This window comes from Comamonas sp. UBA7840 (assembly GCF_002501455.1).
GTDB classification, from domain to species: domain Bacteria; phylum Pseudomonadota; class Gammaproteobacteria; order Burkholderiales; family Burkholderiaceae_C; genus Comamonas; species Comamonas jiangduensis.
On the sequence record NZ_DLTI01000027.1, the window covers coordinates 23,480 to 49,055 of the forward strand.

General features: G+C 59.9%; 27 protein-coding genes. 13 read left to right on the forward strand and 14 right to left on the reverse strand.

The features are described from left to right. Window positions 1–101: 101 nt before the first annotated feature. A complete protein-coding gene (locus B3R00_RS10630) occupies window positions 102–1,061 on the reverse strand; it encodes an AEC family transporter (RefSeq protein ID WP_286999133.1) in 960 nt (319 codons plus the stop codon). A gap of 150 nt (window positions 1,062–1,211) precedes the next feature. Here B3R00_RS10630 and B3R00_RS10635 point away from each other — a divergent pair, with 150 nt between their 5' ends. The 3 genes from B3R00_RS10635 to B3R00_RS10645 all read left to right on the forward strand — a co-directional run bounded on the left by B3R00_RS10635 (window position 1,212) and on the right by B3R00_RS10645 (window position 4,215). Further along, the gene (locus tag B3R00_RS10635; protein ID WP_286998998.1) at window positions 1,212–2,174 is read left to right on the forward strand and encodes a tripartite tricarboxylate transporter substrate binding protein BugE; all 963 of its coding nucleotides are present in this window, start codon (window positions 1,212–1,214) and stop codon (window positions 2,172–2,174) included. Window positions 2,175–2,243: 69 nt separating this feature from the next. Beyond that, window positions 2,244–3,158 carry a site-specific tyrosine recombinase XerD gene (gene xerD, locus B3R00_RS10640; protein WP_286998999.1) on the forward strand — a complete coding sequence of 305 codons (915 nt, stop codon included), beginning with the start codon at window positions 2,244–2,246 and terminating at the stop codon, window positions 3,156–3,158. Between the two features lie 73 nt (window positions 3,159–3,231). Further along, window positions 3,232–4,215, forward strand: a complete 984-nt coding sequence (locus B3R00_RS10645) for a Bug family tripartite tricarboxylate transporter substrate binding protein (RefSeq protein WP_286999000.1) — start codon at window positions 3,232–3,234, stop codon at window positions 4,213–4,215. Window positions 4,216–4,281: 66 nt separating this feature from the next. Here B3R00_RS10645 and B3R00_RS10650 read toward each other — a convergent pair whose 3' ends face one another. From B3R00_RS10650 to B3R00_RS10660, 3 genes are all read right to left on the reverse strand, one after another. After that, window positions 4,282–5,484: an EAL and HDOD domain-containing protein gene (locus tag B3R00_RS10650; RefSeq protein ID WP_376747677.1), complete on the reverse strand. Its 1,203-nt coding sequence runs from the start codon at window positions 5,482–5,484 to the stop codon at window positions 4,282–4,284. Between the two features lie 198 nt (window positions 5,485–5,682). Then, entirely contained in the window at window positions 5,683–6,945 is a 1,263-nt protein-coding gene (locus B3R00_RS10655) for an EAL and HDOD domain-containing protein (protein ID WP_286999002.1), read from the reverse strand. 48 nt (window positions 6,946–6,993) lie between these two features. Then, window positions 6,994–7,794 carry a ferritin-like domain-containing protein gene (locus B3R00_RS10660; protein ID WP_286999003.1) on the reverse strand — a complete coding sequence of 267 codons (801 nt, stop codon included), beginning with the start codon at window positions 7,792–7,794 and terminating at the stop codon, window positions 6,994–6,996. Between the two features lie 45 nt (window positions 7,795–7,839). Between B3R00_RS10660 and B3R00_RS10665 the strand changes: the two genes are divergently transcribed. Then, window positions 7,840–8,364: a gamma carbonic anhydrase family protein gene (locus B3R00_RS10665; RefSeq protein ID WP_219164051.1), complete on the forward strand. Its 525-nt coding sequence runs from the start codon at window positions 7,840–7,842 to the stop codon at window positions 8,362–8,364. Between the two features lie 40 nt (window positions 8,365–8,404). Next, entirely contained in the window at window positions 8,405–9,397 is a 993-nt protein-coding gene (locus B3R00_RS10670) for an Hsp33 family molecular chaperone HslO (RefSeq protein ID WP_286999004.1), read from the forward strand. Window positions 9,398–9,474: 77 nt separating this feature from the next. On the opposite strand, the gene B3R00_RS10675 is transcribed toward B3R00_RS10670, so the two are convergent. The 4 genes from B3R00_RS10675 to kdsA form a co-directional block, all read right to left on the reverse strand. Further along, entirely contained in the window at window positions 9,475–9,990 is a 516-nt protein-coding gene (locus B3R00_RS10675) for a hypothetical protein (protein WP_286999005.1), read from the reverse strand. 143 nt (window positions 9,991–10,133) lie between these two features. Next, window positions 10,134–10,412 carry an FtsB family cell division protein gene (locus B3R00_RS10680; RefSeq protein ID WP_219164054.1) on the reverse strand — a complete coding sequence of 93 codons (279 nt, stop codon included), beginning with the start codon at window positions 10,410–10,412 and terminating at the stop codon, window positions 10,134–10,136. Window positions 10,413–10,477: 65 nt separating this feature from the next. Next, a complete protein-coding gene (gene eno / locus B3R00_RS10685; protein ID WP_174862493.1) occupies window positions 10,478–11,764 on the reverse strand; it encodes a phosphopyruvate hydratase in 1,287 nt (428 codons plus the stop codon). A 210-nt stretch (window positions 11,765–11,974) separates the two neighbouring features. Beyond that, complete coding sequence (gene kdsA, locus B3R00_RS10690; protein ID WP_042415380.1) at window positions 11,975–12,832, reverse strand: 3-deoxy-8-phosphooctulonate synthase; 858 nt, start codon at window positions 12,830–12,832, stop codon at window positions 11,975–11,977. 12 nt (window positions 12,833–12,844) lie between these two features. Between kdsA and B3R00_RS10695 the strand changes: the two genes are divergently transcribed. After that, window positions 12,845–12,985 (forward strand): hypothetical protein, encoded by a 141-nt coding sequence (locus B3R00_RS10695; RefSeq protein WP_286999006.1) that lies wholly within the window; start codon window positions 12,845–12,847, stop codon window positions 12,983–12,985. On the opposite strand, the gene B3R00_RS10700 is transcribed toward B3R00_RS10695, so the two are convergent. Beyond that, a complete protein-coding gene (locus B3R00_RS10700; protein WP_286999007.1) occupies window positions 12,982–14,643 on the reverse strand; it encodes a CTP synthase in 1,662 nt (553 codons plus the stop codon). The two genes, B3R00_RS10695 and B3R00_RS10700, sit on opposite strands and share 4 nt — an antisense overlap. Window positions 14,644–14,751: 108 nt before the next feature. On the opposite strand from B3R00_RS10700, the gene coaBC reads away from it, so the two are divergent. From coaBC to dut, 3 genes are all read left to right on the forward strand, one after another. Continuing rightward, on the forward strand, window positions 14,752–15,978 hold the full coding sequence (coaBC, locus tag B3R00_RS10705; protein WP_286999008.1) for a bifunctional phosphopantothenoylcysteine decarboxylase/phosphopantothenate--cysteine ligase CoaBC: 1,227 nt from the start codon (window positions 14,752–14,754) through the stop codon (window positions 15,976–15,978). 48 nt (window positions 15,979–16,026) lie between these two features. Further along, a complete protein-coding gene (locus tag B3R00_RS10710; protein WP_286999009.1) occupies window positions 16,027–16,536 on the forward strand; it encodes a hypothetical protein in 510 nt (169 codons plus the stop codon). 108 nt (window positions 16,537–16,644) lie between these two features. Continuing rightward, window positions 16,645–17,094 carry a dUTP diphosphatase gene (dut, locus tag B3R00_RS10715; protein WP_219164059.1) on the forward strand — a complete coding sequence of 150 codons (450 nt, stop codon included), beginning with the start codon at window positions 16,645–16,647 and terminating at the stop codon, window positions 17,092–17,094. Between the two features lie 198 nt (window positions 17,095–17,292). On the opposite strand, the gene B3R00_RS10720 is transcribed toward dut, so the two are convergent. Genes B3R00_RS10720 through B3R00_RS10730 form a run of 3 tightly spaced genes read right to left on the reverse strand, consistent with a single transcriptional unit; the run spans window position 17,293 to window position 19,723 of the window. Continuing rightward, a complete protein-coding gene (locus B3R00_RS10720) occupies window positions 17,293–18,696 on the reverse strand; it encodes a sensor histidine kinase (protein ID WP_286999010.1) in 1,404 nt (467 codons plus the stop codon). Then, entirely contained in the window at window positions 18,693–19,364 is a 672-nt protein-coding gene (locus B3R00_RS10725) for a response regulator transcription factor (RefSeq protein WP_286999011.1), read from the reverse strand. The genes B3R00_RS10720 and B3R00_RS10725 overlap by 4 nt, the downstream gene beginning before the upstream one ends. Further along, window positions 19,364–19,723: a PepSY domain-containing protein gene (locus B3R00_RS10730; RefSeq protein WP_286999012.1), complete on the reverse strand. Its 360-nt coding sequence runs from the start codon at window positions 19,721–19,723 to the stop codon at window positions 19,364–19,366. Before B3R00_RS10730 ends, B3R00_RS10725 begins: the two co-directional genes overlap by 1 nt. Before the next feature lie 164 nt (window positions 19,724–19,887). Here B3R00_RS10730 and B3R00_RS10735 point away from each other — a divergent pair, with 164 nt between their 5' ends. Then, the gene (locus B3R00_RS10735; protein WP_286999013.1) at window positions 19,888–20,250 is read left to right on the forward strand and encodes a PepSY domain-containing protein; all 363 of its coding nucleotides are present in this window, start codon (window positions 19,888–19,890) and stop codon (window positions 20,248–20,250) included. Between the two features lie 83 nt (window positions 20,251–20,333). Then, the gene (locus tag B3R00_RS10740) at window positions 20,334–21,704 is read left to right on the forward strand and encodes a ferredoxin reductase family protein (protein ID WP_286999014.1); all 1,371 of its coding nucleotides are present in this window, start codon (window positions 20,334–20,336) and stop codon (window positions 21,702–21,704) included. 132 nt (window positions 21,705–21,836) lie between these two features. Here the strand turns inward: B3R00_RS10740 and B3R00_RS10745 are convergent, their stop codons facing one another. Next, a complete protein-coding gene (locus tag B3R00_RS10745; RefSeq protein WP_286999015.1) occupies window positions 21,837–22,364 on the reverse strand; it encodes an FKBP-type peptidyl-prolyl cis-trans isomerase in 528 nt (175 codons plus the stop codon). A gap of 242 nt (window positions 22,365–22,606) precedes the next feature. Here B3R00_RS10745 and B3R00_RS10750 point away from each other — a divergent pair, with 242 nt between their 5' ends. Together B3R00_RS10750 and B3R00_RS10755 are read left to right on the forward strand one after the other, a co-directional pair. Further along, the gene (locus tag B3R00_RS10750) at window positions 22,607–23,734 is read left to right on the forward strand and encodes a cupin domain-containing protein (protein WP_286999016.1); all 1,128 of its coding nucleotides are present in this window, start codon (window positions 22,607–22,609) and stop codon (window positions 23,732–23,734) included. A gap of 175 nt (window positions 23,735–23,909) precedes the next feature. Further along, window positions 23,910–24,191, forward strand: coding sequence for a hypothetical protein (locus B3R00_RS10755; protein ID WP_219164066.1), 282 nt, complete (start codon window positions 23,910–23,912; stop codon window positions 24,189–24,191). 234 nt (window positions 24,192–24,425) lie between these two features. On the opposite strand, the gene bamC is transcribed toward B3R00_RS10755, so the two are convergent. Beyond that, a complete protein-coding gene (bamC, locus tag B3R00_RS10760; protein WP_286999134.1) occupies window positions 24,426–25,532 on the reverse strand; it encodes an outer membrane protein assembly factor BamC in 1,107 nt (368 codons plus the stop codon). Between the last annotated feature and the right edge of the window lie 44 nt (window positions 25,533–25,576).

Consider the following 25,576-nt stretch of genomic DNA (forward strand, 5'->3'; position numbering starts at 1 on the left):
TAATTTACTGCCACTTCAAGGTGTTATCTATTTGAAGTGCTTGAATAGCCTGCGCCGCTAGCTATTTAATTTGATTTGGCAATCATCCGAGCAGCCGCACCTCAAGGCAGCAAAGACAGTGCAAATGGCAGGCTGAATACGCCCAGCATGGTAGACAGCGTCACCAGCCCCGCAACATACGGGCCGTTATAGCCCATGCGCGTCGCCAGCACATAGCAGGTGGAGGCGGTGGGCAAGGCGGAAAACAGCAGCAGGATCAAGGCTTGGTCACCCTGCAAACCAAACAGGTGAATGGCCCCCAGTGCAACCAAGGGCTGGATGGCATGGCGAATGCCCAGCACCCCCACACTCAGGCGCTTGGCATGGGTCAGCAGGCCCAGCTGCATGCCTGCGCCGGCCGACATCAGGCCCAAGGCAATTGACGCGACGCCGATGCGCGCCACCGGTGGCTCCAGCCACGTGGGCATGCGAAAGCCCAGCAAGTTGGCCGCCAATCCGCACACCGTGGCCACGATCAGCGGATTGCGCACTAGCTGGCCCCAAAAACTGTGCTGGCCCTCACGCGTCATGGGCCACACCGCCGCAATGTTGAACATGGGCACGCAAAAACCAATCAGCACCGAAATAAAGAACAGGCCCTGCGCGCCCGCCAGTCGGTCCGCCAGTGCCAAGCCGATGAAGGAGTTAAAGCGAAACGCCACTTGCGCGGCGCTGGCGTGGTCGCGGGCGCTGATGTGCCTGCGCACCCCGGGCCACCAGGGCAGGCTGTAGGCCAGTGCGATACCGATCAGGCCTGAGGTGAGGCCGGCGGCAATCAGGCTGGAGGTGGCTGCCCAGTCCAGCGGGCTTTTGACAATCGAGTGAAACAGCAGCACCGGGAACAGCAGGTAGTACACCAGTGCTTCGACGCTTTGCCAGACCGGGCGGTTCAGCGGGCTGAAACGGCAAAGCAAGTAGCCCAACACAATCAGGGCAAAGTCTGGAAAAAGGAGCTGGGCGTAGTTCACGGACGCAGAGATTACCCGCTTCTGGGAGGGCGGAGCCCTTGGAGCTTGGTCAATTTGGCGCCGAAGTGACAGCGCCTGCACTACTTGGGTGCTAAGGGAATTTACGGAGAAAAAATCGCTTTGGCGCAGCCCTGTATCAGCAGTCCCTCAACTAGCATTGTTTTCCAAACACAAACTTACAAACACGCAAGGAGATCAGTCACTATGCATCGTCGTACCTGTATTGGGTTGGCACTGGCTTTGGTGGGTACCGCTGCCATGGCGCAGGCTTACCCCACCAAGCCCATCAAGCTGTTGGTGCCTTTTGCGCCAGGTGGCACGACCGACATCATTGCGCGGGTCATAGCAGACCCTTTGAGCCGTGAGCTGGGCCAGCCCGTGATCGTGGAAAACAAGGGCGGCGGCGGCGGTGTGATTGGTGCGCTGGAGACTTCGCGTGCAGCGCCAGATGGCTACAACCTGGGGATTGCCACTGTGTCTTCCACGGCCACCAATCCCGCCATCAACCCCAAAATTCCCTACAACACATTGACGGACTTCACGCCCATCATCAATGTGGCGGCCACGCCGAATGTGCTGGCCATCAACCCCAAATTCAGCAAGCCTGACTACGCCTCCTTTTTGGCCACTTTGAAGGCGGGGCAAGGCAAGTACGCCTATGCCTCATCAGGCACCGGCGGTATTCAGCACATGCTGATGGAGTTGTACAAAAACCTGACGGGCACGTTCATCACCCACATTCCGTACCGTGGCGCGGGCCCCGCGCTGAATGACACGGTGGCAGGGCAAGTGCCCATCATTTTGGACAACTTGCCTTCAGCGCTGCCCTTCATCAAAGACAAACGCTTGGTGGCGATCGCCGTGGCAGCACCCGAGCGTCTGGAGGTGCTGCCGGATGTACCCACTTTCAAGGAAGTTGGGCTGGAGCCTGTGAATCGCATGGCCTTCTACGGCATTTTGGGCCCCAAGGGCATGCAAAAAGACGTGGTGGACAAGATCAATGCAGCCGTGAAAAAGGTGTTACAAGATCCCGCCGTGCGCAAGCGCATTGCGGATACGGGGTCTTTGGTGATTGGGAACTCGCCCGAAGAGTTTGCCCAGCAAATCAAGATAGAGTACGAGATTTACCGCAAAGTGGTGGTGGAGCAAAAGCTCACGCTGGAATAAAGCGGTGTGGTAAATAGCCCAAGGCGCTGCCCCGGAAGGTGCAGCGCTTTTTTTCGCCACAATGCAGCCATGAATGATGCAGCGCTTCAAGCCAGTGTGACGGCGATTGATGACTTTATCGAGGCCTTGTTTTTGGAAGATGGCTTGTCTGCCAATACCTTGCAAGCGTATCGGCGCGATGTGATGGCCTGTGCGCAGTTTTTGGCGCAGTCCCCGGCGGCGTGTTCTTTGCTGCAGGCGCAAGAGCAGGATTTGCAGGCATTTCTTCAGCAGCGCCATGCGCTGGGTGTGAAGGCGGTCTCCAGCAATCGGGGGCTGAGCGTGCTGCGGCGCTTTTTCCATTGGGCTTTGCGTGAAAGTCGGCGCCAGGACGACCCCACCGTACGCTTGCTAGCGGCCAAACGCCCTTTGCGGGTGCCACATACCTTGACCCAGGAGCAGGTAGAGGCGCTGTTGCATGCGCCCGATGACGCCACGCCTTTGGGGCTGCGCGACCGGACAATGCTGGAGCTGATGTATGCCAGTGGTCTGCGCGTGAGTGAGCTGGTGGGGTTGCAGGTGCATCACGTGGACCTGAATGCCGCTGTATTGCAAACGGAAGGCAAGGGGCGCAAAGAGCGGTTGGTGCCGTTTGGGCAGGAGGCGCAGTGGTGGCTGCAACGTTTTTTGCAGCAAGCCCGGCAAGAAATTCTGGGCAGGCGAACCTCGAGTGACTTATTCGTCACTCAGCGTGGCGGTGCCATGACGCGGGTGATGTTTTGGATGCTGGTGAAAAAGTATGCGCAGCTTGCGGGTATCACCGCGCCTTTATCGCCTCATACCTTACGCCATGCTTTTGCAACGCATCTGCTCAATCATGGTGCCGACTTGCGCGTGGTGCAGATGTTGCTGGGGCATGCAGATATTTCCACCACCACCATCTATACCCATGTAGCCAGAGAGCGGCTGCAGCGGCTGCATGCGCAGCACCATCCTCGTGGATAAGAAGTACTGATGCCTATTAAGTGAAATTAATTCTGAGGCAAAATATCTTTTTATTTGTCAACCCGGATTAACGATGATGAATGCCGTGCGGCGAGGTTTGGTGGCTGCTGCGTTGTTATCAACAACAGCGCCTTTGGTTTCTTGGGCAGATACGGCACAGTGGCCGAACAAGCCCATTCGCATAGTGGTGTCCTACCCGGGTGGGGGTGTGAGTGACGTGGTGGCCCGGGCTTTGGGTGAAAAACTCGCGGTGCAACTGGCGACCCCTATCGTGGTGGAAAACAAAGCGGGTGCAGGCGGTGCAATCGGTTTGGATACGGTGGCTAAATCGGCCCCCGATGGCTACACGATCGGTTTTTCGGCCATCAGTCCCGTAGCTTTGAATCCGCATCTGGGTGCAGTGCCTTTTGATCCGCAAAAGGACTTGGTTCCTGTGGTGAGCGTGATGTACTCGCCGGTATTGGTTTTGGCGACCACTGCCGAGCGATCACCAAACTTCAAGGAATTGCTCTCGCAAGCCAAGCGTAGCCCTGGGACTGTGCGCTGGGCGACAGCAGGGTTGGCCTCTTTGGGGCATATCGTTTTGGAGCAAGTGAAGTACACCGCCAAGGTGGATATCACGCACATTCCTTACAAGGGCGGCGGACAGCAGCTTAACGATGCCTTGGGCGCGCAGTATGAGGTGCTCTCCACCAATGCGGGCCCTACGGTCATGCAGCATATTCAGGCTGGCAAGCTCAAGCCGCTTGCTGTGGGAGCGCCTCAACGCTTGGAGTCATTGCCCGAAGTGCCTACGCTGGCAGAGCTGGGCTTCCCAGAAGCGAACTTGACCTCCTTGTTCGGTATTTTTGCGCCAGCGAATGTGCCTGCTGCAGTGCTTCAGCGCTTGAATCAAGAGTTCAACAAGGCGTTGGCCAGCCCCGATATCCAGGCCAAGCTCAAGACTTCGGACAATGTGCCAACGGGCGGCGATGCGAAGTCTTTTGCGCGCCAAATTGCCCAAGAATCAGCAAACAATGCCCGGATTGTGAAGGCTGCGAACTTGCACACCAAGTAAAGCTGGGGTGCATGAGTTCAAAGAAAGCCCCACCAAGGGCTTTCTTTGAACTGGGCGTAGCGCTCTCTAATCGCTGAGGGTGTCTGCCCAAGCCAGAGCTTGCAAGTGTGCCCAGTTCACTTGGTGGTTGGACAGGTGCAAGGCATCCGAGTTGCGCGCAAAAGCTTCTTCGTCCCCGCTTTCGCAGGCAAGCACCAGATCGAGGAAGGGCGCATACACGCCGGTTCTGTGGAGCAGCGCGTCGACCACAGGCTGGGGTAAGGCGATGGAATTGAGGGCTTGGTCCATAGGGATGCCCAAAATGGTGTCCAGCAAAGAAAACACCCCGACAACGAAAGCGTTGTCTGCTTCTTCGGCAGGCAGCAGCTCAGAGGCCAGCAGTTCCATGAGCCTGCCTCGGACCACCGCAGTTTGGCCCACGGCGGGTGCACTGCCGCCTGTGCGCGATGTGGTCATGAGCAAGGCCGCCCAGCGGAACAGCTTCTTGAGGCCAAGGATCATCACCGCATGGCGGAACGAGGTGATTTCGCAGGACAGGCCAAACCCCGAGGAATTGATGAAGCGCAGCAAATTAAAGGACAGGGTGGGGTCCTTTTTCAGTAGATCTTCAATCTCTGCCGTGCTGCTTTGGTTGCGCACCAGATTGATCAACTGCAAGATGATGGCTTGCGATGGGCGCACCGTGCGCGTGTGTACCAAATCTGGTGTGGCGAACCAAAAGCCTTGAAAAAGCTTGACTCCCAGTTCGTGCATATGTTCGAACTGGGCTTGCGTTTCGACTTTTTCTGCCACGATTTGCGCCGTGGTGTGTGTGCGCGCAAATTTGACGAGAGCTTGTGCGTTTTCCAGCGGGAAAGCCAGCATGTCGAGCTTGATAAAGCTCGCCATGGGGAGCCAGTTGACATAAGCGCGACGCAGCAAATTCTGGTCAAAGGCCAAGCGAAAGCCCCGCTGGCGCAGACCTTCAAACAACGGAATGGCGGCGGCGATTTCTGCGGCGCTGGCCTCTTCATCCAGTGTGGGGATTTCTAAAATCACCTTGTCTGGGTGAATTAACTCCAGGTGACCACCGCGCAGGCTTTCGTGGGTGCAGTTGATGAACACCAGTTTGCGCCCGACCAAGGCTTCGTTGCCCGCGTAGGAAAGCGCATTGAACAGCATGGCTGCATCGCTGGCGGCAGTATGGGCATCGACGGCGGTGGAGCGGTCAAACAACTCATAGCCAAAAACTTCACGGCGTTCGTTCACGATGGCTTGGCGGCCAATCATGGACACAGAATCGTCAGTGATGCCAGCGGGCAAGCTGGGCGTTAAGGCAGGTGTGTTGTTCACAGAATTCATAGGGCGTTACACGATACAGGGCAGCTTAGCCTGTAAATGTAGCTCTTTGCATATGAAGCAAGCAAATGTGTTTGCTGACGGACACAGTTAACTGCATGCTGGCAGTGTGCGCATCTGCTGCGCGTACTACTGTGTGATTTGTTCACACCACGCCAGCGCTTGCAGGTGTGCCCAATTGATTTGCTGGCTGGTCAGCTTCAATGCAGAGGCGGCTTGGTCAAACGCTTCGTCATTGCTGCTTTCGCAGGCTTCCGCTAAACGGAGTAATTCACCAAAAACACCTTCATGCGAGAGCAGGGCTTGGCGCACCGCATCCGGCACATTGATCAGATGCAGCGCATCTTGCAGGGGTATGCTGAGCATGACGTCCAGCAAAGAGAAAATGCCCACCACGAAGGCCTGTTCAGCGTCCTCCTCGCTCATGAATTCCAGGGCCAGCAACTCCATCAACCGGCCTCGAATCACCGCTGTGTGGCCAACGATCGGGCTGGTGTTGCCGTATTTGGAGGCGGTAAGCAGCAGCGCTGCCCAGCGGAAGAGCTTTTTCAAGCCCATGATCATCACAGCTTGCCGGAATGAAGTGATCTCTCGTGCATTGCCAAAGCCTGCGGAGTTGATCAGACGCATCAAATTGAAGGCCAAGCCTGCGTCTTTTTTAAGCACTTCTTCAATGGCGTCGGTACTGGCTTGGCGACGCAGCAGGTTGATGAGCTGAATGATGCTCACCTGGTTGGGGGCCAATAACTTGGCTTCCACCACCGCTGGACGAGAGAACCAGTAACCCTGGAACAGCGAAACGCCAATGCTTTTGAGTAAATCAAACTGCTCTTGCGTCTCTACCTTGGTGGCAATCAGCTGTGCTTTGCTCTGGCGTGCCGCGTAGCTAACCAGTACGACCAATTGCTCGGGGCGCAGTACGTTCAAGTCCAGCTTGATGTAGTCGGCCAAGGGCAACCACGCGTTGTAGGCCGATTCGAGAACGGTGTGGTTGAAAGAGAGCTTAAAACCACGCTCGCGCAGGGCGCGCAGGATGGGCAGCCGCGCTACGGTTTCAGACGCCGCCACATGGCCCAGGGGCTCAACCTCGAGGACCACCTTTTCTGGGTTGAGCAATTCCAGGTGCCCACCTGCCAAGCTTTCATGGGTGCTGTTCACAAATAGCAGCTTGGTGCCCACCAGGTCTTCACTGCCTGCGTGCGACAGTGCGGTAAACAGCAAGAGCACGTCGGTCGCAGCGGTGTGTTCGTCCGGTGCGCGAGAGCGGTTGAACAGTTCGTATCCGATGACTGTCTTGTCAATGTCCACGATCGCCTGCCGTGCAATCATGGAAGAGCCACGAGGGGCTGCGACCGGCGGAGTGGTAGGCGAAGAGGCAGAAATAACGGACATGTCTTCAGGAAAAGCGTCAGGGAAATGTGTGCAGCGGATGGCGGCGGTTCAATGTTGTTCTAACCAAGCAATTTCAGCTTCAGTGAATCCGGCAGCTTGACGAGCTTGGGTGTTGAAGGGAGGGCGAGGGCGAGGCGCCTCATACTGTTGCGTAAGCGCAGTGTAGTGCGAATGCGGTTCCAGATTATTGCGCTGGCATAAGAAACGATACCAATGGTTTCCGATTGCGACGTGACCCACTTCCTCGCGCAAGATAATGTCCAGCACATCCACAGCAGCCAAAGCATCGCTGGTGCCTACCTGGCGAAGCTTGGCTTGAATTTGCGGGGTGGCATCCAGTCCACGCGCTTCCATGGTGCGGGGCACCAAAGCCATGCGCGCTGTCACATCTTGTGCGGTTTTCTCACACATGGTCCACAGACCCTGGTGGGCAGGAAAGTCACCATAGTCATGGCCCTGTGCTTGCAGCCAGTTACGAATGAGCAGGAAATGTTTGCCCTCTTCGCCTGCCACTTGCAGCCAGTCCAGGTAGTACGGTGGTGGCATGTCGTCAAAACGCCAGATCGCATCCAGCGCCAGGTTGATGGCGTTGAACTCAATGTGTGCAATTGCATGCATCAAGATGATCCGGCCTTCATGCGTGGCAGGCGAGCGGCGCGCCACTGCGGTGTGGTGCAGCAAGGGGGGGCGCTGTGGGTGGCCGGGTAACACGGTACCAGCGGGCAGCAGCGGTGCGTGGGGCGCAATGCGCCACTGCGCAGCTTGCGCATGCATCTGCATGACGGCGTCGGCTTTTTCAAAAGGGTCGCAAAGGCACAAAACCTCAAGGGCGCGTTGTCGTAGCTCCATACCTACAATTGTATTTTCCTGACAGCACTATAAAGAGGAGACAAGATGGCTGTGTACGCATTGGATGGTGTGGAACCTCAAATCGCCGAAAGCGCCTGGGTGGCGGACAGCGCCCAGGTGATGGGTGAGGTGCATATGGGCGCTGATGCCAGTGTCTGGTTTGGCACCGTGGTGCGTGGCGATACATCGAGCATTACGATTGGTGAGGGCACCAATGTGCAAGATGCCAGTGTGCTGCACGCCGACTTGGGCATGCCTTTGGTTATTGGCCGACACGTGACAGTCGGACATCAAGTCATGCTGCATGGGTGCACGATTGGCGATGAGAGTCTGATTGGCATTGGTGCCATCGTGCTGAACGGGGCGAAAATTGGAAAAAACTGCTTGGTGGGGGCTGGTGCATTGGTGACCGAAGGCAAAGAGTTTCCGGATGGATCCATGATCATCGGAAGCCCTGCCCGGGTTGTCAAACAGCTCACCGCTGAGCAAATGCAGGGTCTGCGCCAAAGCGCGCAGCACTATATTGATAACGCGCGCCGCTTTAGGGTGGGGCTGCGCAAACTGGGCTGATGCCCGGGTTTTAGCAATCACTGATTGGGATACACACAGCGTGTCTGAACTCCATAAATTTCTCTTCGATGGCCTGCCTGTGCGCGGCATGATCGTGCGCCTGACCGATGCCTGGAAAGACATCCTCCAGCGCCGTGCCAGCAATACCGACACAGGGGCTTACCCCGCAGCGGTGCGTGAGCTGCTGGGCGAGATGACGGCGGCCAGCGTGCTGATGCAGTCCAACATCAAGTTCAATGGCGCGCTGGTGTTTCAGATTTTTGGTGAAGGCCCGGTCAAGGTGGTGGTGGCTGAGGTGCAGTCCGACCTGGGTCTGCGCGCCACGGCGTCTGTCCATGGCGATGTGTCTGCTGGCGCCTCGCTGGCAGATCTGGTGAATGTCAATGGCGCAGGCCGCTGTGCCATCACGCTCGACCCCAAAGACCGTCTGCCCGGTCAACAGGCTTACCAAGGCGTGGTACCGCTGAACAATGCAGAGGGCGAGCCCCTGGAGAAGATTTCGCAGGTGCTGCAGCATTACATGCGCCAGTCGGAACAGCTGGACACCTGCATCGTGCTGGCAGCCAATGACGAGGTGGCGGCGGGCCTGATGATTCAGCGCATGCCATTGAAGGGCCAAGACAACCTGGCGGGCGCCACGGAAAGCGCGCAAGACGAGAACGACCGCATGGGCGAGAGCGAGGCGTACAACCGCATTGCTACGCTTGCGTCCAGCCTCAAGCGCGATGAGCTGTTGTCACTGGATGTGGACACCATCTTGCGTCGCCTGTTTTGGGAAGAAAAGCTGCTGCGCTTTGTGCCCCAAGACGGTGACAACGGGCCGCACTTTGCTTGCACCTGCAGCCGTGAGCGTGTGGAAGGCATGCTGCGCAATCTGGGCCAGCAAGAGGTGGAGCAGGTGGTGGCCGAGCAAGGCTGTGTGGAAGTGGGCTGCGATTACTGCGGCGTCCAGTACCGCTTTGATGCGGTGGATGCGGGCCAATTGTTTGCTGATATGCCGAGCCAAGCGCCAGGTTCTTCCTCGGTGCAATAAAGCTGCGCAGGGCCGTGCACCCAGCACGAGCCATTCATATTTGTATTGAAAAAGAGAGCTGTTAGCGCTTGTGCTTGCTAGCATTCAAAGTCTTTAGGCTTTGAATGCCTTGCATAGCCTGCGCTGGAAGCTCTCTTTTTATTGGTTGTGTTGAGGGTTTGGGGGGCGCGGCGCAGCAAATGCTGAAACAGCGTTTGTTCACTGGATGCATCCAGACACTCCCGGCAATCTGCGTGTGAGCTGCTGGCGCCTGCAGCGTCGGCTGGCCGGGGCTCTGTCCAAGGGGCCAATTGCCCGGCCTGCTGCGCCGCGCTGCCGTACAGCATGTGGATGGTCAAGCTGTGGCCGCCTTGCACCATCAGCGCGCGCCAATGCTGCTCGATCGCGGCGGCTTGTTCGGCTTGCGGATGATCGGCGGGAGTGAGGGCCCAGAGCAGCAGTTGGCCGTGGGCATGGCTGCTGGGCCATTGCGTGCTGGGGTGCAGGCCGTGCAGTTGCTCACCGGCCGCAGCGGCGGCATGCAATACCTGTGCGCAGTGGGCAGCACTGGCGCACAAGAGCACACGAGAAGGGGGGGCGGTTGTGGGGCGCATGGCGCATCATGGGCCGCGAAGGGCAGCGAAAACCTTTTATTGAGCGCCTGGATCTGCCATCACGGTGCCACTCTCGCCGTGTTGGGCTGTGGCCACGTGGGCGGCGCGATTGCACATCCGCGGTGCCGTGCGCATGGAAAGCATCAGGGGCGCAAAATTTGCACGTAAATTTCGTTGGGCTTGACCATGCCCAGCTCGCTGCGTGCTTTTTCCTGCACGGTTTCTTTGCCTTCGCGCAGGTCGTTGACCTCGGACGTCAGGCGCTCGTTTTCTTTTCGGGCGGCGTCGTTGGAGGCTTGCAGCTCATTGATCTGTGTACGCAGCTCGGCCACGCGGTCCATGCTGCCCGCACCCCACCACAACTGGGCGTGCGTGATGGCCAGCAGGCAAAGCAAAACAACAGTGACGATGCGAGAAACCATGACAGAAATTTAAAAAAACCGGGGCGGTGTGGCCCCGGTTTTTGTTCAAGGCAGCAGCCTAAAGATTAACGCAGGTTATAGAACGCGTCACGGCCAGGGTACACCGCCACTTCGCCCAGGTCTTCCTCGATGCGCAGCAGCTGGTTGTACTTGGCAATGCGGTCCGAGCGGCTCATGGAGCCGGTCTTGATTTGACCCGCATTCAGGCCCACCGCAATGTCAGCAATGGTACTGTCTTCGGTTTCGCCCGAGCGGTGCGAGATCACGGCGGTGTAACCGGCGCGCTTGGCCATTTCGATGGCGGCAAACGTTTCGGTCAGCGTGCCGATCTGGTTGATCTTGATCAGGATGGAATTGGCAATGCGCTTGTCGATGCCTTCCTTCAGGATCTTGGTGTTGGTTACGAACAGGTCGTCACCCACCAGTTGCACCTTGGCGCCCAGGCGCTCGGTCAGAATCTTCCAGCCGTCCCAGTCGCCTTCGTGCATGCCGTCTTCGATGGAGATGATGGGATACTTGTCGCACCAGCCAGCCAGCATGTCGGTCCACTGGGTGGCGTTCAAGGTCATATTGCCTTCGCCCTTCAGGACATACATGCCTTCTTCATAGAACTCGGAGGCTGCGCAGTCCAGGCCCAGAGCAATCTGCTCGCCCGCCTTGTAGCCCGCAGCTTCAATAGCTTCGAGGATCAGCTGGATGGCCGCTTCGTGGTTTTCCACGGAAGGCGCAAAACCGCCTTCGTCGCCCACGGCGGTGGACATGCCACGGTCGTTGATGATCTTCTTCAGGGCGTGGAACACTTCAGCGCCCCAGCGCACGGCTTCGCGGAAGGTGGGAGCGCCGACGGGGATGATCATGAACTCTTGCAGGTCCAGCGAGTTGTTCGCGTGGGCACCGCCGTTGATCACGTTCATCATGGGCACGGGCAGTTGCACGCCGCCCATGCCGCCAAAGTAGCGGTACAGGGGCAGGCCTGCTTCTTCGGCTGCTGCGCGGGCCACGGCCATCGATACGGCCAGCATGGCGTTGGCACCCAGGCGGCTCTTGTTCTCGGTGCCGTCCAGGTCAATCATGGTCTTGTCCAGGAACGCTTGCTCTGCAGCGTCCAGACCAATCACGGCTTGGGCGATTTCACCGTTGATGTTGTCCACGGCCTTGAGCACGCCCTTGCCCAGGTAGCGGCTCTTGTCGCCGTCACGCAGCTCGATGGCTTCGCGCGAGCCGGTGGACGCACCCGATGGCACGGCCGCTCGGCCCATCACGCCAGATTCCAGCAGTACGTCGCACTCCACAGTGGGGTTGCCGCGGCTGTCCAGGACTTCACGTCCAACGATGTCAACGATTGCACTCATGGTGTTTTCCTTGAAGGTTTTTTAAAACAGGGTGCCGCTCAGACGTTGCATGGTGTTGTGCTTGTTAGGGTGCAATGTCTGGCATGCGAAAAATCGGAGCCTTGCGCTTGCAGATCCAGCCAGATGTGAAAAAAGCACACCCCTGGCGGGAGCGTGCTTTGTCGCTGTCTAAGCTGGTGTAGCAGGCGCGGTGCGCATCTTACGCAAACTTCAGGCAGAAAAGTGGTTTTCCAGGAAACCGTGGCGTTTGGTCACATCGTCCAGCGCCACCAAAGTCTCCAGCAAAGCCTTCATGTGCTTGAGCGGCACGGCATTGGGGCCGTCGCTCAGGGCGTTGCAGGGATCTGGGTGGGTTTCCATGAACAGGCCCGCCACGCCCACGGCCACGGCCGCGCGCGACAGCACGGGCACCATCTCGCGCATGCCGCCGCTGCTGGTGCCGTTGCCGCCGGGCAGCTGCACGCTGTGCGTGGCGTCGAACACCACGGGGGCGCCGGTTTCGCGCATGATGGCCAGCGAGCGCATGTCGCTGACCAGGTTGTTGTAGCCAAAGCTGGCGCCGCGTTCGCAGGCGGTGAACATGTCGGGGTCCTGGCCCACTTCGATGGCGGCGGCGCGCGCCTTGTCGATGACATTCTTCATGTCATGCGGTGCCAGGAACTGGCCTTTCTTGATGTTGACCGGCTTGCCGCACTGGGCCACGGCGCGGATGAAGTCCGTTTGGCGGCACAGGAAGGCAGGGGTTTGCAGCATGTCGACCACGGAGGCGACGTGGGGGATTTCCTCCACGGTGTGCACGTCGGTCAGCACGGGCACGCCGATCTCCTTGCGCACCTTGGCCAGGATCTCCAGGCCCTTTTCCATGCCGGGGCCACGGAAGCTGGTGCCCGAGGAACGGTTGGCCTTGTCGAAGCTGCTCTTGAACAGGAAGTTGATGCCCAGCGCGGAGGTGATTTCCTTGAGCTGGCCTGCCACGTCCATCTGCAGTTGCTCGGACTCGACCACGCAGGGGCCGGCAATCAGGAAAAAGCGCTGGTCCAGACCAATGTCGAAGCCGCAGAGTTTCATGGTGTTTCCTTTGTGCATGCCCAGCATGCTTCAAAAATGAAAGCTGCTAGCGCTGGTTTTTCAATGACCTTAGAGGCATTTGATGCCAAAGTCTTTGTATTGCAAGCGCTGGCAGCTCCTTTTTTTGCTATTTTCCAGTTGGTGGAAATTTAAGCCTTCTTGCCCGACTTCGCCTGGCCGTCCATGGCCGCCTTGATGAAGGCGTTGAACAGCGGGTGGCCATTCCATGGGGTGGACTTGAACTCGGGGTGGAATTGCACGCCGATGTACCAGGGGTGCACTTCCTTGGGCAGTTCCACGATTTCGGTCAGCTGCTCGCGCTGAGTCAGCGCAGAGATCACCAGGCCGGCTGCGCGCAGCTGGTCCAGATATTGCACATTGGCTTCGTAGCGGTGGCGGTGGCGCTCGGTCACCACGTCGCCGTAGATGCTGTGGGCCAGGGTGCCGGGTTGCACGTCGGACGACTGTGCGCCCAGGCGCATGGTGCCGCCCAGATCGGAGTTCTCGTCACGGGTCTTGATCGTGCCGTCCTCGTCCTTCCACTCGTTGATCAAGGCGATCACGGGGTTGGGCGTGTGGGGATCGAACTCGGTGGAGTTTGCGCCTTCCAGGCCGGCCATGTGGCGGGCGTACTCGATGGTCGCTACCTGCATGCCCAGGCAGATGCCCAGGTAAGGCACCTTGTTTTCACGGGCAAACTTGGCGGTCGAGATTTTGCCTTCCACACCGCGCGAGCCAAAGCCGCCGGGCACCAAAATGGCGTCGTACTTGGACAGCTCTTGCTTGGCGTTGTCGTCGGTGATGGTTTCCGAGTCGATGTGGGTGATCTTCACGCGGGTGTGGTTGCGCAGGCCGGCGTGCTTGAGCGCTTCGTTGACCGACTTGTAGGCGTCGGACAGTTCCACGTACTTGCCCACCATGGCCACTTGTACTTCGCCCTGGGGGTGCTCGGTTTCGTAGACCAGATCGTCCCAGCGCTTGAGGTTGGCAGGCGCGGTGTTCAGGCGCAGCTTGTCGCAGATCAGGCCGTCCAGGCCTTGCTCGTGCAGCATGCGGGGCACCTTGTAGATGGTGTCCACATCCCACATGGAGATCACGCCCCACTCTTGCACGTTGGTGAACAGCGAAATCTTCTCGCGTTCTTCGTCGGGCACGGCGTACTGCGCACGGCACAGCAGCGCATCGGGCTGGATGCCGATTTCGCGCAGCTTTTGCACGGTGTGCTGGGTGGGCTTGGTCTTGAGTTCGCCCGCCGCTGCAATGTAGGGCAGGTAGCTCAGGTGCACGAAAGCCGCGTTGTTCTGGCCCAGCTTCAAAGCCAACTGACGAATGGCTTCGAGGAACGGCAGTGATTCAATATCGCCGACGGTACCGCCCACTTCACAAATCGCCACGTCCACCGCGTCATCGGTGCCGATGCCGGCGCCGCGCTTGACGTATTCCTGGATTTCGTTGGTGATGTGGGGGATGACCTGTACGGTCTTGCCCAGGTAGTCGCCGCGACGCTCCTTCTCCAGCACGGTCTGATAGATACGACCGGTGGTGAAGTTGTTGGACTGCTTCATGCGCGTTTCAATGAAACGCTCATAGTGGCCCAGATCCAAGTCGGTTTCGGCGCCGTCGTCCGTCACAAACACTTCGCCGTGCTGGAAGGGGGACATCGTGCCGGGGTCCACGTTGATGTACGGGTCCAGCTTGATGAGGGTGACTTTGAGGCCGCGCGACTCGAGCAGCGCAGCAAGGGAGGCTGAGGCGATTCCCTTGCCCAGGGAAGACACCACACCGCCTGTGACGAAGACGAATTTGGTCATGTCTTGTTCGTTTTTATGGTGGTGGTAAAGCGAGATTATAGGTGCCAGCCAGCAATCGCCGCTTGCCCGACGGGGCAATTGACCTTGCTGCTCTGCTACATTCGCGCCATGCAAGAACTCGTTGGCAAACACATTGTTTTGGGCCTCTCAGGGGGCGTTGCTTGTTACAAGACGGCACATTTATGCCGTCTGCTGACCAAGGCAGGGGCCACCGTGCAGGTGGTGATGACCGAGGCCGCCGAGCAGTTCATCACCCCGGTGACCATGCAGGCGCTGTCGGGCCGCACGGTCTATACCTCGCAGTGGGATGCCCGCGAGGGCAACAACATGCCCCACATTAACTTAAGCCGTGAGGCCGATGCCATCGTTATCGCGCCGTGCAGTGCCGACTTTGTGGGCAAGCTGGCCCAGGGGCGGGCCGATGAGTTGCTCAGCCTGCTGTGCATTGCGCGCCCCATCGAGCGGGTGCCGCTGCTGCTGGCCCCGGCCATGAACCGAGAGATGTGGGCCCACCCCGCCACGCAACGCAACTTTGCCCAAGCTGCCGCGGACGGCGCGCAGGTGCTGGGCGTGGGCGTGGGCGACCAGGCCTGCGGCGAAACCGGCGATGGCCGCATGCTGGAGCCCGAAGAACTGATCGAAGACATTGCCGCCTTTTTTGCCCCCAAGGTGCTGGCCGGGCACCAGTTGCTCATCACCGCTGGCCCTACGTTTGAGGCGATTGATCCGGTGCGCGGCATCACCAATCTGTCCAGCGGCAAGATGGGTTTTGCGATTGCCGCTGCGGCGAAGGCGGCGGGGGCTGAGGTCACGCTGGTCGCTGGGCCAGTGCATTTGCCCACGCCCCGGGGCGTGCAGCGCATCAATGTGCAGTCGGCCCGGCAGATGCTGGATGCCGTGCAAAGCCACGTCGCTCAAGCAAGTATTTTTATAGCGACTGCCGCAGTTGCAGACTGGCGTCCGGCCAGTTTTAACGATCAAAAAATCAAAAAGGATGGCTCAGGCGAAGTGCCTGCGCTGGCCTTTGTGGAGAACCCCGACATCCTCGCCACCGTGGCCCAGTCCGAGCGCGCACAGCGTGGCGATCTTTACTGCGTGGGGTTTGCGGCAGAAAGCCATGATTTGCTGGCGCACGCCACCGCCAAACGTGCGCGCAAGGGCGTGCCGCTGCTGGTGGGCAATATCGGCCCGGCCACCTTCGGGCAAGACGACAACGCCTTGCTGCTTGTGGACGCCCACGGCCACCGTGAGCTGCCACGTGCCAGCAAGGCTGCACTGGGCGTGCAACTGGTGCAGGAGCTGGCGCGGCGCCTGCCGCCGGCACCTCGCCCCTGATGCGTGCTCCACGCCAGTGACTGACCGATACCTGCGAGGCTGAACTCCATGTCAATTTCCAATTACGAAGGCCCCCGCGGTGGTGACTATGCGCGCTATGTCGATGAACTGCTGCGCGCCAGTCCGTTGCACCAGCGTTTGGGGCAGGTGCTGGAAGAAGCCAGTCGCAGCGATTTTTCTGGGGCGGTGCTGTCGCCCGGGGCTCAGTCAGGCTCAGTGCTGACGCGGCTGCGCGAGCGGGCTCAGGCCGCCGTGGCGCAGGCCCAGCAGCAAGCCCAGCAGCAGGCGCAGGCTGCCAGCCCAGGTAAAGCGGGCAAGACGCCCGCCAAGGCGGCAGAGCGCAAGCCCGGTGCCACGCGGCAGACCCTGCCGAAGACAGCTGCGCCCGCCGCAGGCCAGCGCAACTTATGGTTTCGGCTCACGCCGGGGCGCGTGGTGGGCTTGCTGATCCTGGCTGCCCTTAGCGTGGCCTTGCCGGGCTTGGGGGTGCTGGTGCTGCTGTTTGCCATCATCAATGCGGTGCGCCGCGGCATTCGCTCGGCCAGCGAATCGGCCTGACATGCCCGTGCGGGCTGCGCTGGCGCCCTGGGCCCGGCACAATACGCGCCTTCTTAGTTTTGGCCGGGCAGCACGTTGCCGTGGTTGCCGGCACCGAATACGCTTGCTATGAACGTTGACCTGAAGATTCTTGACGCGCGACTGCGCGAAAACATGCCCGCTTACGCCACGCCCGGCAGCGCTGGCCTTGATTTGCGCGCCTGCATTGACGCGCCCGTCACCTTGGAGCCCGGCCAGTGGCAGCTGATTCCGACGGGCATGGCCATCTACCTCAAGGACCCGGGCTACGCCGCGATGATCCTGCCGCGCTCGGGGCTGGGCCACAAGCACGGCATCGTGCTAGGCAATCTGGTGGGACTGATTGATTCGGACTACCAGGGTCAGCTGATGGTCAGCGCCTGGAACCGCTCGCCTACCGCTTTCACCCTGCAGCCTATGGACCGCCTGGCCCAGCTGGTGGTCGTGCCCGTGGTGCAGCCCACGTTCAACCTGGTGGACGAGTTTGAAGCGGTGTCTGAGCGCGGCGAGGGCGGCTACGGTTCGACCGGCAAGCAATAAGCGCTTTGCGTTGTGTGGGGTGGCTGAAGCTGCCCCAGCCTCAACGCCAGCCTGCCTCCTTGTAAGGATGCAGGCTTTTATTTTGATAGCTGTTGGCGCTGGTATTACAAAGCTTTCCGATGCTTTGTGTGTTGAAGTGCTTGCAGATCAAGCGCTATCAGCTCTTGTTTTTGAATGCAGCGTGGTTGCTCAGCAACCCTATTGCAGCGCCGCAGGCAGACACAGCCGCATGCGCAGGCCGCCCAAGGGCGAGGCATCGGCGGCCACGGTGCCGCCGTAGGTGTGGGCCAGCTCACGCACAATGTCCAGCCCCAAACCTGCGCCGGGGCGTTGCTCGTCCAGCCGCTGGCCACGCTCAAAAATTTGCTGGCGCTGGGCCGCCGGAATGCCGGGGCCGTCGTCATCTACCGTAAAGCACAGCAGCGCGCCTTCGCGCGTGACCTGCAGCCGCACATGGTGGCGCGCCCATTTGCCTGCGTTGTCCAGCAAATTGCCCAGCATCTCGAACAGGTCCTGCGCTTCACCGCGAAAAGCCAGGGTATCGGCACTGCCGATTTGTTCAAATTGCACATCGCGTGCCGCATGCAGCCGCTGCATGGTGCGCAGCAGTGCTTGCACGGGGGCTTGCACCGGCGTGCGCAGGCCGGTGGCGCGCACAGCGGCTGCGGCGCGTGCGCGGGCCAAGTGGTAGTCCACCTGGCGCTGGGCGGTGGCGACTTGCTCTTGCACCAGTTGTGCCAGCGGGCTGTTTTCCTGCACAGCCGCATTGCCCAGAATGCTCAGCGGCGTATGCACGGCGTGGGCCAGATTGCCCGCTTGGGTGCGCGCGCGCTGCACGATGTCGGCATTGGCGCTGAGCACGTGGTTGAACTCGTTGATCAGCGGCTGTAGCTCATTGGGGAAATCGCCTTGCAGCTGGGTGGATTGGCCGGTGCGCACGGCACTCAGGCGCTGGCGCAGCCTATCGAGCGGGCGCAAGGCCAGTTGCAGCTGTACGGCCACGGCCAGCGCCAAGCCCGCCGCCAAGGCGCCCAGTGCGGTCAGCAGCATGGTGGTAAAGCGCTGTACAGGCTCTGCAACCAGTGCCTGATCGGCCGCCACGGTCAGGCGCAGCAGCGGGGCGTTGGCGTCGGGCAGCTGCAAGGGGCGGCTGACGGCCAGCAGTTCGTGGCCTTGGGCGTCTTGCAAGGACACCACGGCGTAGCCGTGCGGCGTGGTGCCGGGGAACGCCGTGTCTGCGGGCAAAGGCAGTTGCTGGTCCCACAGCGAGCGTGAGCGCACCACGCCCACATCGGCCGCACCGGTGGGGGGTAAGACATCGACTTGCCAGTACAGGCCCGAGAGCGGCGTGGAAAAGCGGGTGTCGCCTGCAAGGGGCAGGACTTCCACGCTGCTGTCAGCACTCCAATTGACGGAAGCGCTGAGCTGGTTGAGCTGGCGCACCAGCTGGTCTTGCAGTTGCTGGCTGACGTGCTCGTGAAATAAACCTCGCAAGCCCCAGCCGGCTGCAGCAATGGCCAGGGCGATCCAGATCAAGGTGCCCAGCAGCAGGCGCATGCGCAAAGAACCATGGCGCAGTGAGAGCGAGGCGGGCAACTTCATGGTGCAGGGTCAGCGGGGTGCAGGCGATAGCCCAGACCGCGCACGGTTTCAATGCTGCCGGGCGGCAATTTTTTGCGCAGGCGGCCCACAAACACTTCGATGGTGTTGGAGTCGCGCTCGCTGTCTTGAGGGTAGAGGTGCTCGGAGAGTTCGGTGCGTGACAGCACCTCGCCCATGCGTTGCATCAGCAGCGAGAGAATTTTGAATTCATGGCTGGTCAGAATCAGTGGCTGGCCATCGACGGAAACCGTGGCTTGCCGCGTATCAAGGCGAATGCTGCCGCACTGCCATTCGGCGCTGCTGTGGGGTGACAGACGTCGCAGCAAGGCGCGCAGCCGTGCTAGCAACTCTTCCATGTGAAAAGGTTTGGAGAGGTAGTCATCCGCGCCGGCGTCCATGCCGGTGACTTTTTCGTGCCAGGCGCTGCGTGCAGTGAGGATGAGCACCGGCATATGCCGCCCCTGTGCACGCCAGTGGCGCAGCACACTGAGGCCATCGACCACGGGCAGCCCCAGGTCCAGCACCACGGCATCAAAGTTTTCTTCTTCACCCAGATACCGCGCGGTGGCGCCATCGGCGGCCGTTTCTACAGTGTGCCCTGCCGCCGTGATGGCGTGCGCCAGTTGAGCCAGGAGTGTGGGTTCGTCTTCAACGACCAAAATGCGCATCAGTCTTGCCCCTTGCGCCGTACGCTGAGCACGCGCCCATCCACGGCATCCACTTTGAGTTTGGTGATTTGGCCGTTGGCTTGCAACAGGCGCATTTCGTAAATGAAGCGGCCTTCGTCGTGCTCGAACTCTACTTTCAAGACCTGGCCCTGGAACTGGTGCTCGACCTGGTCGAGCACCGTGCGCAGCGGCAGCACCTTGCCGGCTTGCAGTGCTTGGCGTGCGAGTTCGTGGTCGCTTTCATTGGAATGGGCCTGTGGCCAGCCTTGCAAAGCGCCAGTCCACAAAGCCGTGCCCAGCGCCAAGCTGCCCAGCAGGGCCAGCAGATGGCTGCGTCGCAGTGAAGAGGTGTAAAGCATGAAGGGTGGGGGAGTTTTTTGCAGTGCAAACGCTTGGGTTATAGCGGGTGGCGGATGAATGGCAGATGAATCGCCGCTTCAGATTGTGTTCACGGTGGGTTTTGAAAAATAACCACCAGCCAGCGCTTTGCTGGGCATTGTTTACACAACCGGAGGTTTTCACCATGCACGCACATCAGATTTTGTCGTTGTCTACCGCACGCCGTTGGGCAGCAGCCAGCTTGTTGGCCGGGCTTTCGATGGGCGCCATCGCGCAGAGCGCGCCCACAGCCCCCGCAGCCGCCACTGCTGCGACCGCAGCGACCGCAGCAACCGCACCCCAAGCTGCTTCAAAGGTGCAGCAGCCCTCGCTCAATATTCGCCAAATCTATGACCGTTTGGATGCGGCGGGCTACCGCGAGCTGCAAGAGATCGAGTGGTCAGATGGCCGCTATGAAGTCAAAGGCATGAACGCCCAGGGCGAGCGTGTGAAGCTGGAGGTGGATGGCAACACCGGCGAAGTGCTGCGCAGCCGCACCAAACGCTGATAGCCAGCCGGGCTGGGTCGTGGCAGGCCGCTCGCCCGGCAAAAATAGATATAACAAAACAGTAAAAAAAGATTGGGGGGTGTATGCGAGTACCCGTTGCATTCGGAGCTTGGTTGCTGCTGTTGACGGCTGCATGGCTAACCGCAGCCTTGCCTTGGGAGGCACTGGGCAGCGCACAAGGCGCTTCGCTGTGGTGGCAACTGCGCCAGCATGCGCTGTACCTGAGTGGCGTGTGGAGCATTGGCATGATGTCACTGGTCATGCTGCTGTCGCTGCGCCAGCGCTGGATGGAGTGGCCGCTGGGCGGCATGGATCAGGTATACCGCCTGCACAAATGGGTAGGCATTGCTGCCGCCGTGGCCGCTGTGCTGCACTGGGCGGCCGATGAGTCGAGCGATTTCATCAAAGACATCTGGGGCAAAGCCGGTCGCCCTGCGCGCGAAGTCGTGTGGAGCTGGGCAGTGGATTGGCGGGGCAGCGCCAAAGATGTGGGTGAATTTGCGTTTTATGCGCTGCTGGTGATGGTGGTGCTGACGCTGTGGCAGCGCTTGCTGCCGTACCGGCCCTGGCGCTACATCCACCGCGTGATGCCGGTGCTGTACCTGTTGCTGGCGTTTCACACGCTGGCGCTGTTGCCGCTGACTTTCTGGCAAGCGCCGATAGGCCTGCTCATGGCAGCACTGCTGGTGCTGGGCAGTGGTGCGGCACTGTGGTCACTAGCAGGGCGCATTGGCCGGGGTCGCAACAGTTATGCCGCCCAGGTGCAGGCCGTGCAGCTACTGGGCGCAGATGCGGGCACCGACCCTGTGGAAGTGGTGTGCGCCATGCCCACCCGCTGGAAGGGGCACCATCCCGGGCAGTTTGTGTTTGCCAGCTTTGAAGGGCTGGAGGGGCCACACCCCTTCACCATTGCCAGCGCTCCCGATGGCTATGCGCGCACGGACGATGGCCGGCAGCTGCTGCGCCTGGTGATCAAGCCGCTGGGCGACTACACCCAGACCTTGCATGCCCGCTTGCAGCCAGGGCAGACCGTGCGCATTGAAGGCCCTTATGGCCACTTTGATGGCCAAGGTGCAGCCCGCCGGGTGCAGGTCTGGATTGCCGGTGGGGTTGGCATCACCCCGTTCTTGGCCCTGTTGCAAGCGCGCCAGCCGGGTGCGGCCAACGCGGCGGATCTGCACCCCGCGCATATGCACTACTGCACGCGCGATGCCGAGCGTGATGTGCTGCTGCCGCAGTTGCGGGCTTTGTGCGCCCAGGCCCAGCCCCGCGTGACGCTACAGGTGCACGATGCTGCCCAGGGCGACTATCTGACACCCGAGCATTTGGCGCAGTACGGCGCACGGCTGGATATCTGGCTGTGTGGCCCCGCTGGTTTGGGCAAGGCCATGCGCCAAGCTGCCCGCCAACGCTGGGGCTGGCGCATGCACCAGGAAGCGTTCCAGATGCGCTGACCCATAAGAAAAGCCTGCTTGCGCCATGCAAGCAGGCTTTCTTTTTAGGAGCTGTTGGCGCTGGTATTTACTTTCTTTCCAATCTATAAGTATTGCAAAGCAAGTTAATTCAAGCGCAAGCAGCTATCTTTTTTAGTGAATGGTGGTGTTGCCGGGTACGGGGGGCGGAGCGATGCGGAAAAAGCCCGTACCTGCACTGCCGCGGCCAATTTCTTCTTCCGTGGCTTCGCGCACGGCTTCCACCTTGATCTCAATGCGCAGAGCGATGCCAGCCAAGGGGTGGTTGCCGTCCAGCACCACGTGCTCGGGGTAAATATCGGTCACGGTGTACAGCGCGTCTTTGGGTGCGGCGGCATTGCAGCCTTGGGGCAAGGCACTGCCTTCAAAAGTCATGCCTTCTTCCAGCTCCTTGGGGAACAGGGTGCGCTGCTCCAAGAAGATCAGCGTGTCCACATAGTCGCCAAAAGCATCTTCAGGCTCCAGATGCAGTTGCAGCGTGTCGCCCACCGTGTGGCCTTGCAGCGCTTCTTCAATGCGCTTGAGCAAGTCGTCACCGCCGACGAGAAACTCCACGGGTGCGTCCAGCACATCCAGCTCATCGCCCAAAGTGTCTTTGAGGGTCCAGGTCAGTGCGACCACGCATTGGGGGGTGATTTCCATATCCATACCTTTTGATGTGGGGCCAGCCAGCAGTGGCGCTGGTTGCCAAAGAGCGAGAAATTGTACCGGGGCAGCCTTGGCGTGCCGGGGCGCAGGGGTACGCCATTCGGCCCGGCGTACACACAGGCATTGCGGCGGCGCAAATCGCAGCCAGCGGCTTTCAGAGGAAAATACCTGCCATCGTGCACGGGGACGGACTGTCCCAGCGGCTGCATCTCCCCCTCTAACCAAAGAACACGCATATGGACACCAAAGCCCCTTTGACGCTGCTGGGCGGCATTTCGCCCGAGAAATTCATGCGCACGTACTGGCACAAAAAGCCTTTGCTGATTCGCCAGGCCATTCCCGGCTTCAAGCCCATCTTGAACCGTGCGCAACTGCTGGCTTTGGCGGGCGAAGAGGGCGTGGAGGCGCGTTTGATCGAGCAACTGGGCGGTGGCGAATGGAAACTCTCGCACGGGCCTTTCCCGCGTCGCAAGCTGCCTGCGCTGACCAAGCCTGGCTGGACGGCCTTGGTGCAAGGCGTGGACTTGCACAATGAAGACGCCCATGCACTGCTGCAGCAGTTTCGCTTTGTGCCCGATGCGCGCATGGACGATCTGATGATCAGCTTTGCCACCGACCAAGGCGGCGTGGGCCCGCACTTTGACAACTACGACGTGTTCTTGCTGCAAGCCCACGGCAAGCGCCGCTGGCGCATTGGTCGCCAAAAAGACTTCACGCTGCAAGAAGGCGTACCGCTCAAAATCTTGACCAACTTCGAGCCCGAAGAAGAATTTGTGCTGGAGCCTGGTGACATGCTCTACCTGCCCCCCAAGTGGGCGCACGACGGTATCGCTGAAGGCGAGTGCATGACGTACTCCATCGGCTTTCGCTCGCCCAAGCAAGACGAGATGGCGCGTGAAATCTTCCTGCGCATGTCCGATGCGCCCGATGAGTGCCCCAAAGACGTGGTCTACAAGGACCCCAAGCAAGTCGCCGTAGAAAACCCGGGCCTGATTCCGGCAGATATGTACGAGTTTGCCCGCGAAGCCTTGAAGAGGGCGTTGGCCGAACCCCTGGCGCTGGAGCGCGCCTTGGGGGAGTACATGACCGACCCCAAGCCCAATGTCTGGTTTGAGCCCGCCGAGGGCTTTGCCATGATTGAAGGTGTGCGCCTGAACCGCCGCACCCGCATGATGTATGACGCCAAGCACATCTTTATCAACGGCGAGAGCTATCTGGCGGGCGGCAAAGACGCCAAGCTGATGCAGAAACTGGCCGATACCCGCGCTTTGAGCGAGCGCGAGGTGCAGCAGTTCAGCGACGATGCGCTGGAGCTGCTGTCGGAGTGGGTGGATGCCGGGTGGGCCGATAGCGTGAATGCTTGAGATACACAAAGTTACAAACTGCTGTCACTCGCCTTGTAAACCAAACATGTAACGCGGGCGTTGATGAGGGAAAGCTAGCGTGCATACGATGTCCATTTCGGGCACAGCGCTGGCGGCAGATCGGCCGTGCATGGGTACGGCGCTGCACCCTTTCTCAACCCTTAGAGGTATAGATATGAAGAACGCTTTCATCTTGGCAACCGTTATCGCTTCTGCTGCTCTGGTCGCTTGCGGCAAGAAGGAAGAAGCTCCTGTGGCACCTGCAGCTCCTGCTGTGGAAGCACCCGCTCCTGAAGCTGCAGCTCCTGCTGTGGAAGCTCCTGTAGCCGCTCCTGAAGCTGCTGCACCTGCTGCTGAAGCCGTTGCTCCTGCTGCTGAGCAAGCTGTTGACGCCGCCAAGGCTGAAGCTGACAAGGCTGCTGAAGCTGCCAAGTCCGCTATCGAATCCGCTAAGTAATTCAGCGTTGCTCCTGCTTCGGCAGGAGTAAGCCAAGAAAAACCCGCTGTGTGCATACACAGCGGGTTTTTCTTTGTCTTTTGATCTGTCGGTGTGTGTTGCTGCTGGCATGTACGCGCAGCCACATATGCAATGAAGCCGTTGCTGCCTCTGCAGCTTGTGCAATGCAGAGGCATAAAAAAACCGCTTGCATGCGGCAAGCGGTTTTTGGAGCGGTGGCGCTGAAGCCTGTAATTACTTCAGATCATCTGCAATTACGCGCACGATGCGCTGTGCAGCTTGTTTTTCGGGCTGTCCCTTGGAGTCCAGTACGGTCACCTGGGTTTGCTCACCTTCGCTGCGCACCGCAATTTGGTACTGACCTGGCTTGTTTTCGGGCTTGGAGCTGAACCAGCCGCTGAACCAGCCCTTTTTCTTTTCTTGCGTATCTGGGTTGGGTGCTACGTAACGCACGAAGTACACGCCCTTGGAGCGGTCACGGTCTTCCACGGTAAAGCCCGTGCGATCCAAGGCCACACCCACACGGCGCCATGCACGGTCAAAAGGCTCAGCCAGTTGCACGGTGGGTTGGCCGTTGATGGTGCTGACTTTGGCCGAAGGTGCGGCTTGCACGGTGGTTGCCTTGTCGGCGGCGACCAACGCACGCGACTGCTCTTCGGTGGTGCCCAGCTTGATCATCAGGCGGCGCAGGAATTCGGTTTCCAGCTCTGGATCTGAGGGGCGGGGTTGCCAGATGGTGGAGTCCTTGTTGCTGTTGCTGTAGACCTCCTCCATGCCACGGTGGGTGATGTATATCTCGGTCTTGCCGTCCGCACGGCGCTCTAGGCGCGTGCGGAAGCGGTCACGCTCGCTGGTGGAGTACAGCGAGTCAAACACCTTGCCCAGCGTGGAGCGAATGATGTCTTGCGGCAACTTGGCACGGTTTTCGGCCCATTCGGTTTCAATGATGCCCAGATCGGCTTTTTCCTGCGACAGGTTAAAGCCGTGATCCAGCCAGAACTCGCGGGTGGGTTCCCACAGTTGGTCGACGGGGCGGCTTACCACCAGCCAGCGCTTGTCGCCATCGCGCTTGATTTCGACATCACCCACTTGCAGGGGCGCTGCGCGCTCCACCGTGGGCACCTGGGCTTGGCCTGCTTGCAAAGCCACCGCAGAGACGGAGCGGTCAGGCGCTGCGCTGTAGCGGGTGTCTTTGGTCAGCTGTGTCAGGTCTGGAGGGACTTCCAGCGTGCTGGCCTTCTTGGCGCTCTTGTAGTCGATCTTGCTCTCTTCGATGACGGAGCATGCAGACAGTGCGACGGCCAAGCCGATCAGGCTTAAGCGGGCGGTAGTTTGGGTCACTTTCACGCGGAAATTCCTCGGGTGATGCAAAGACGGTTAAAGCA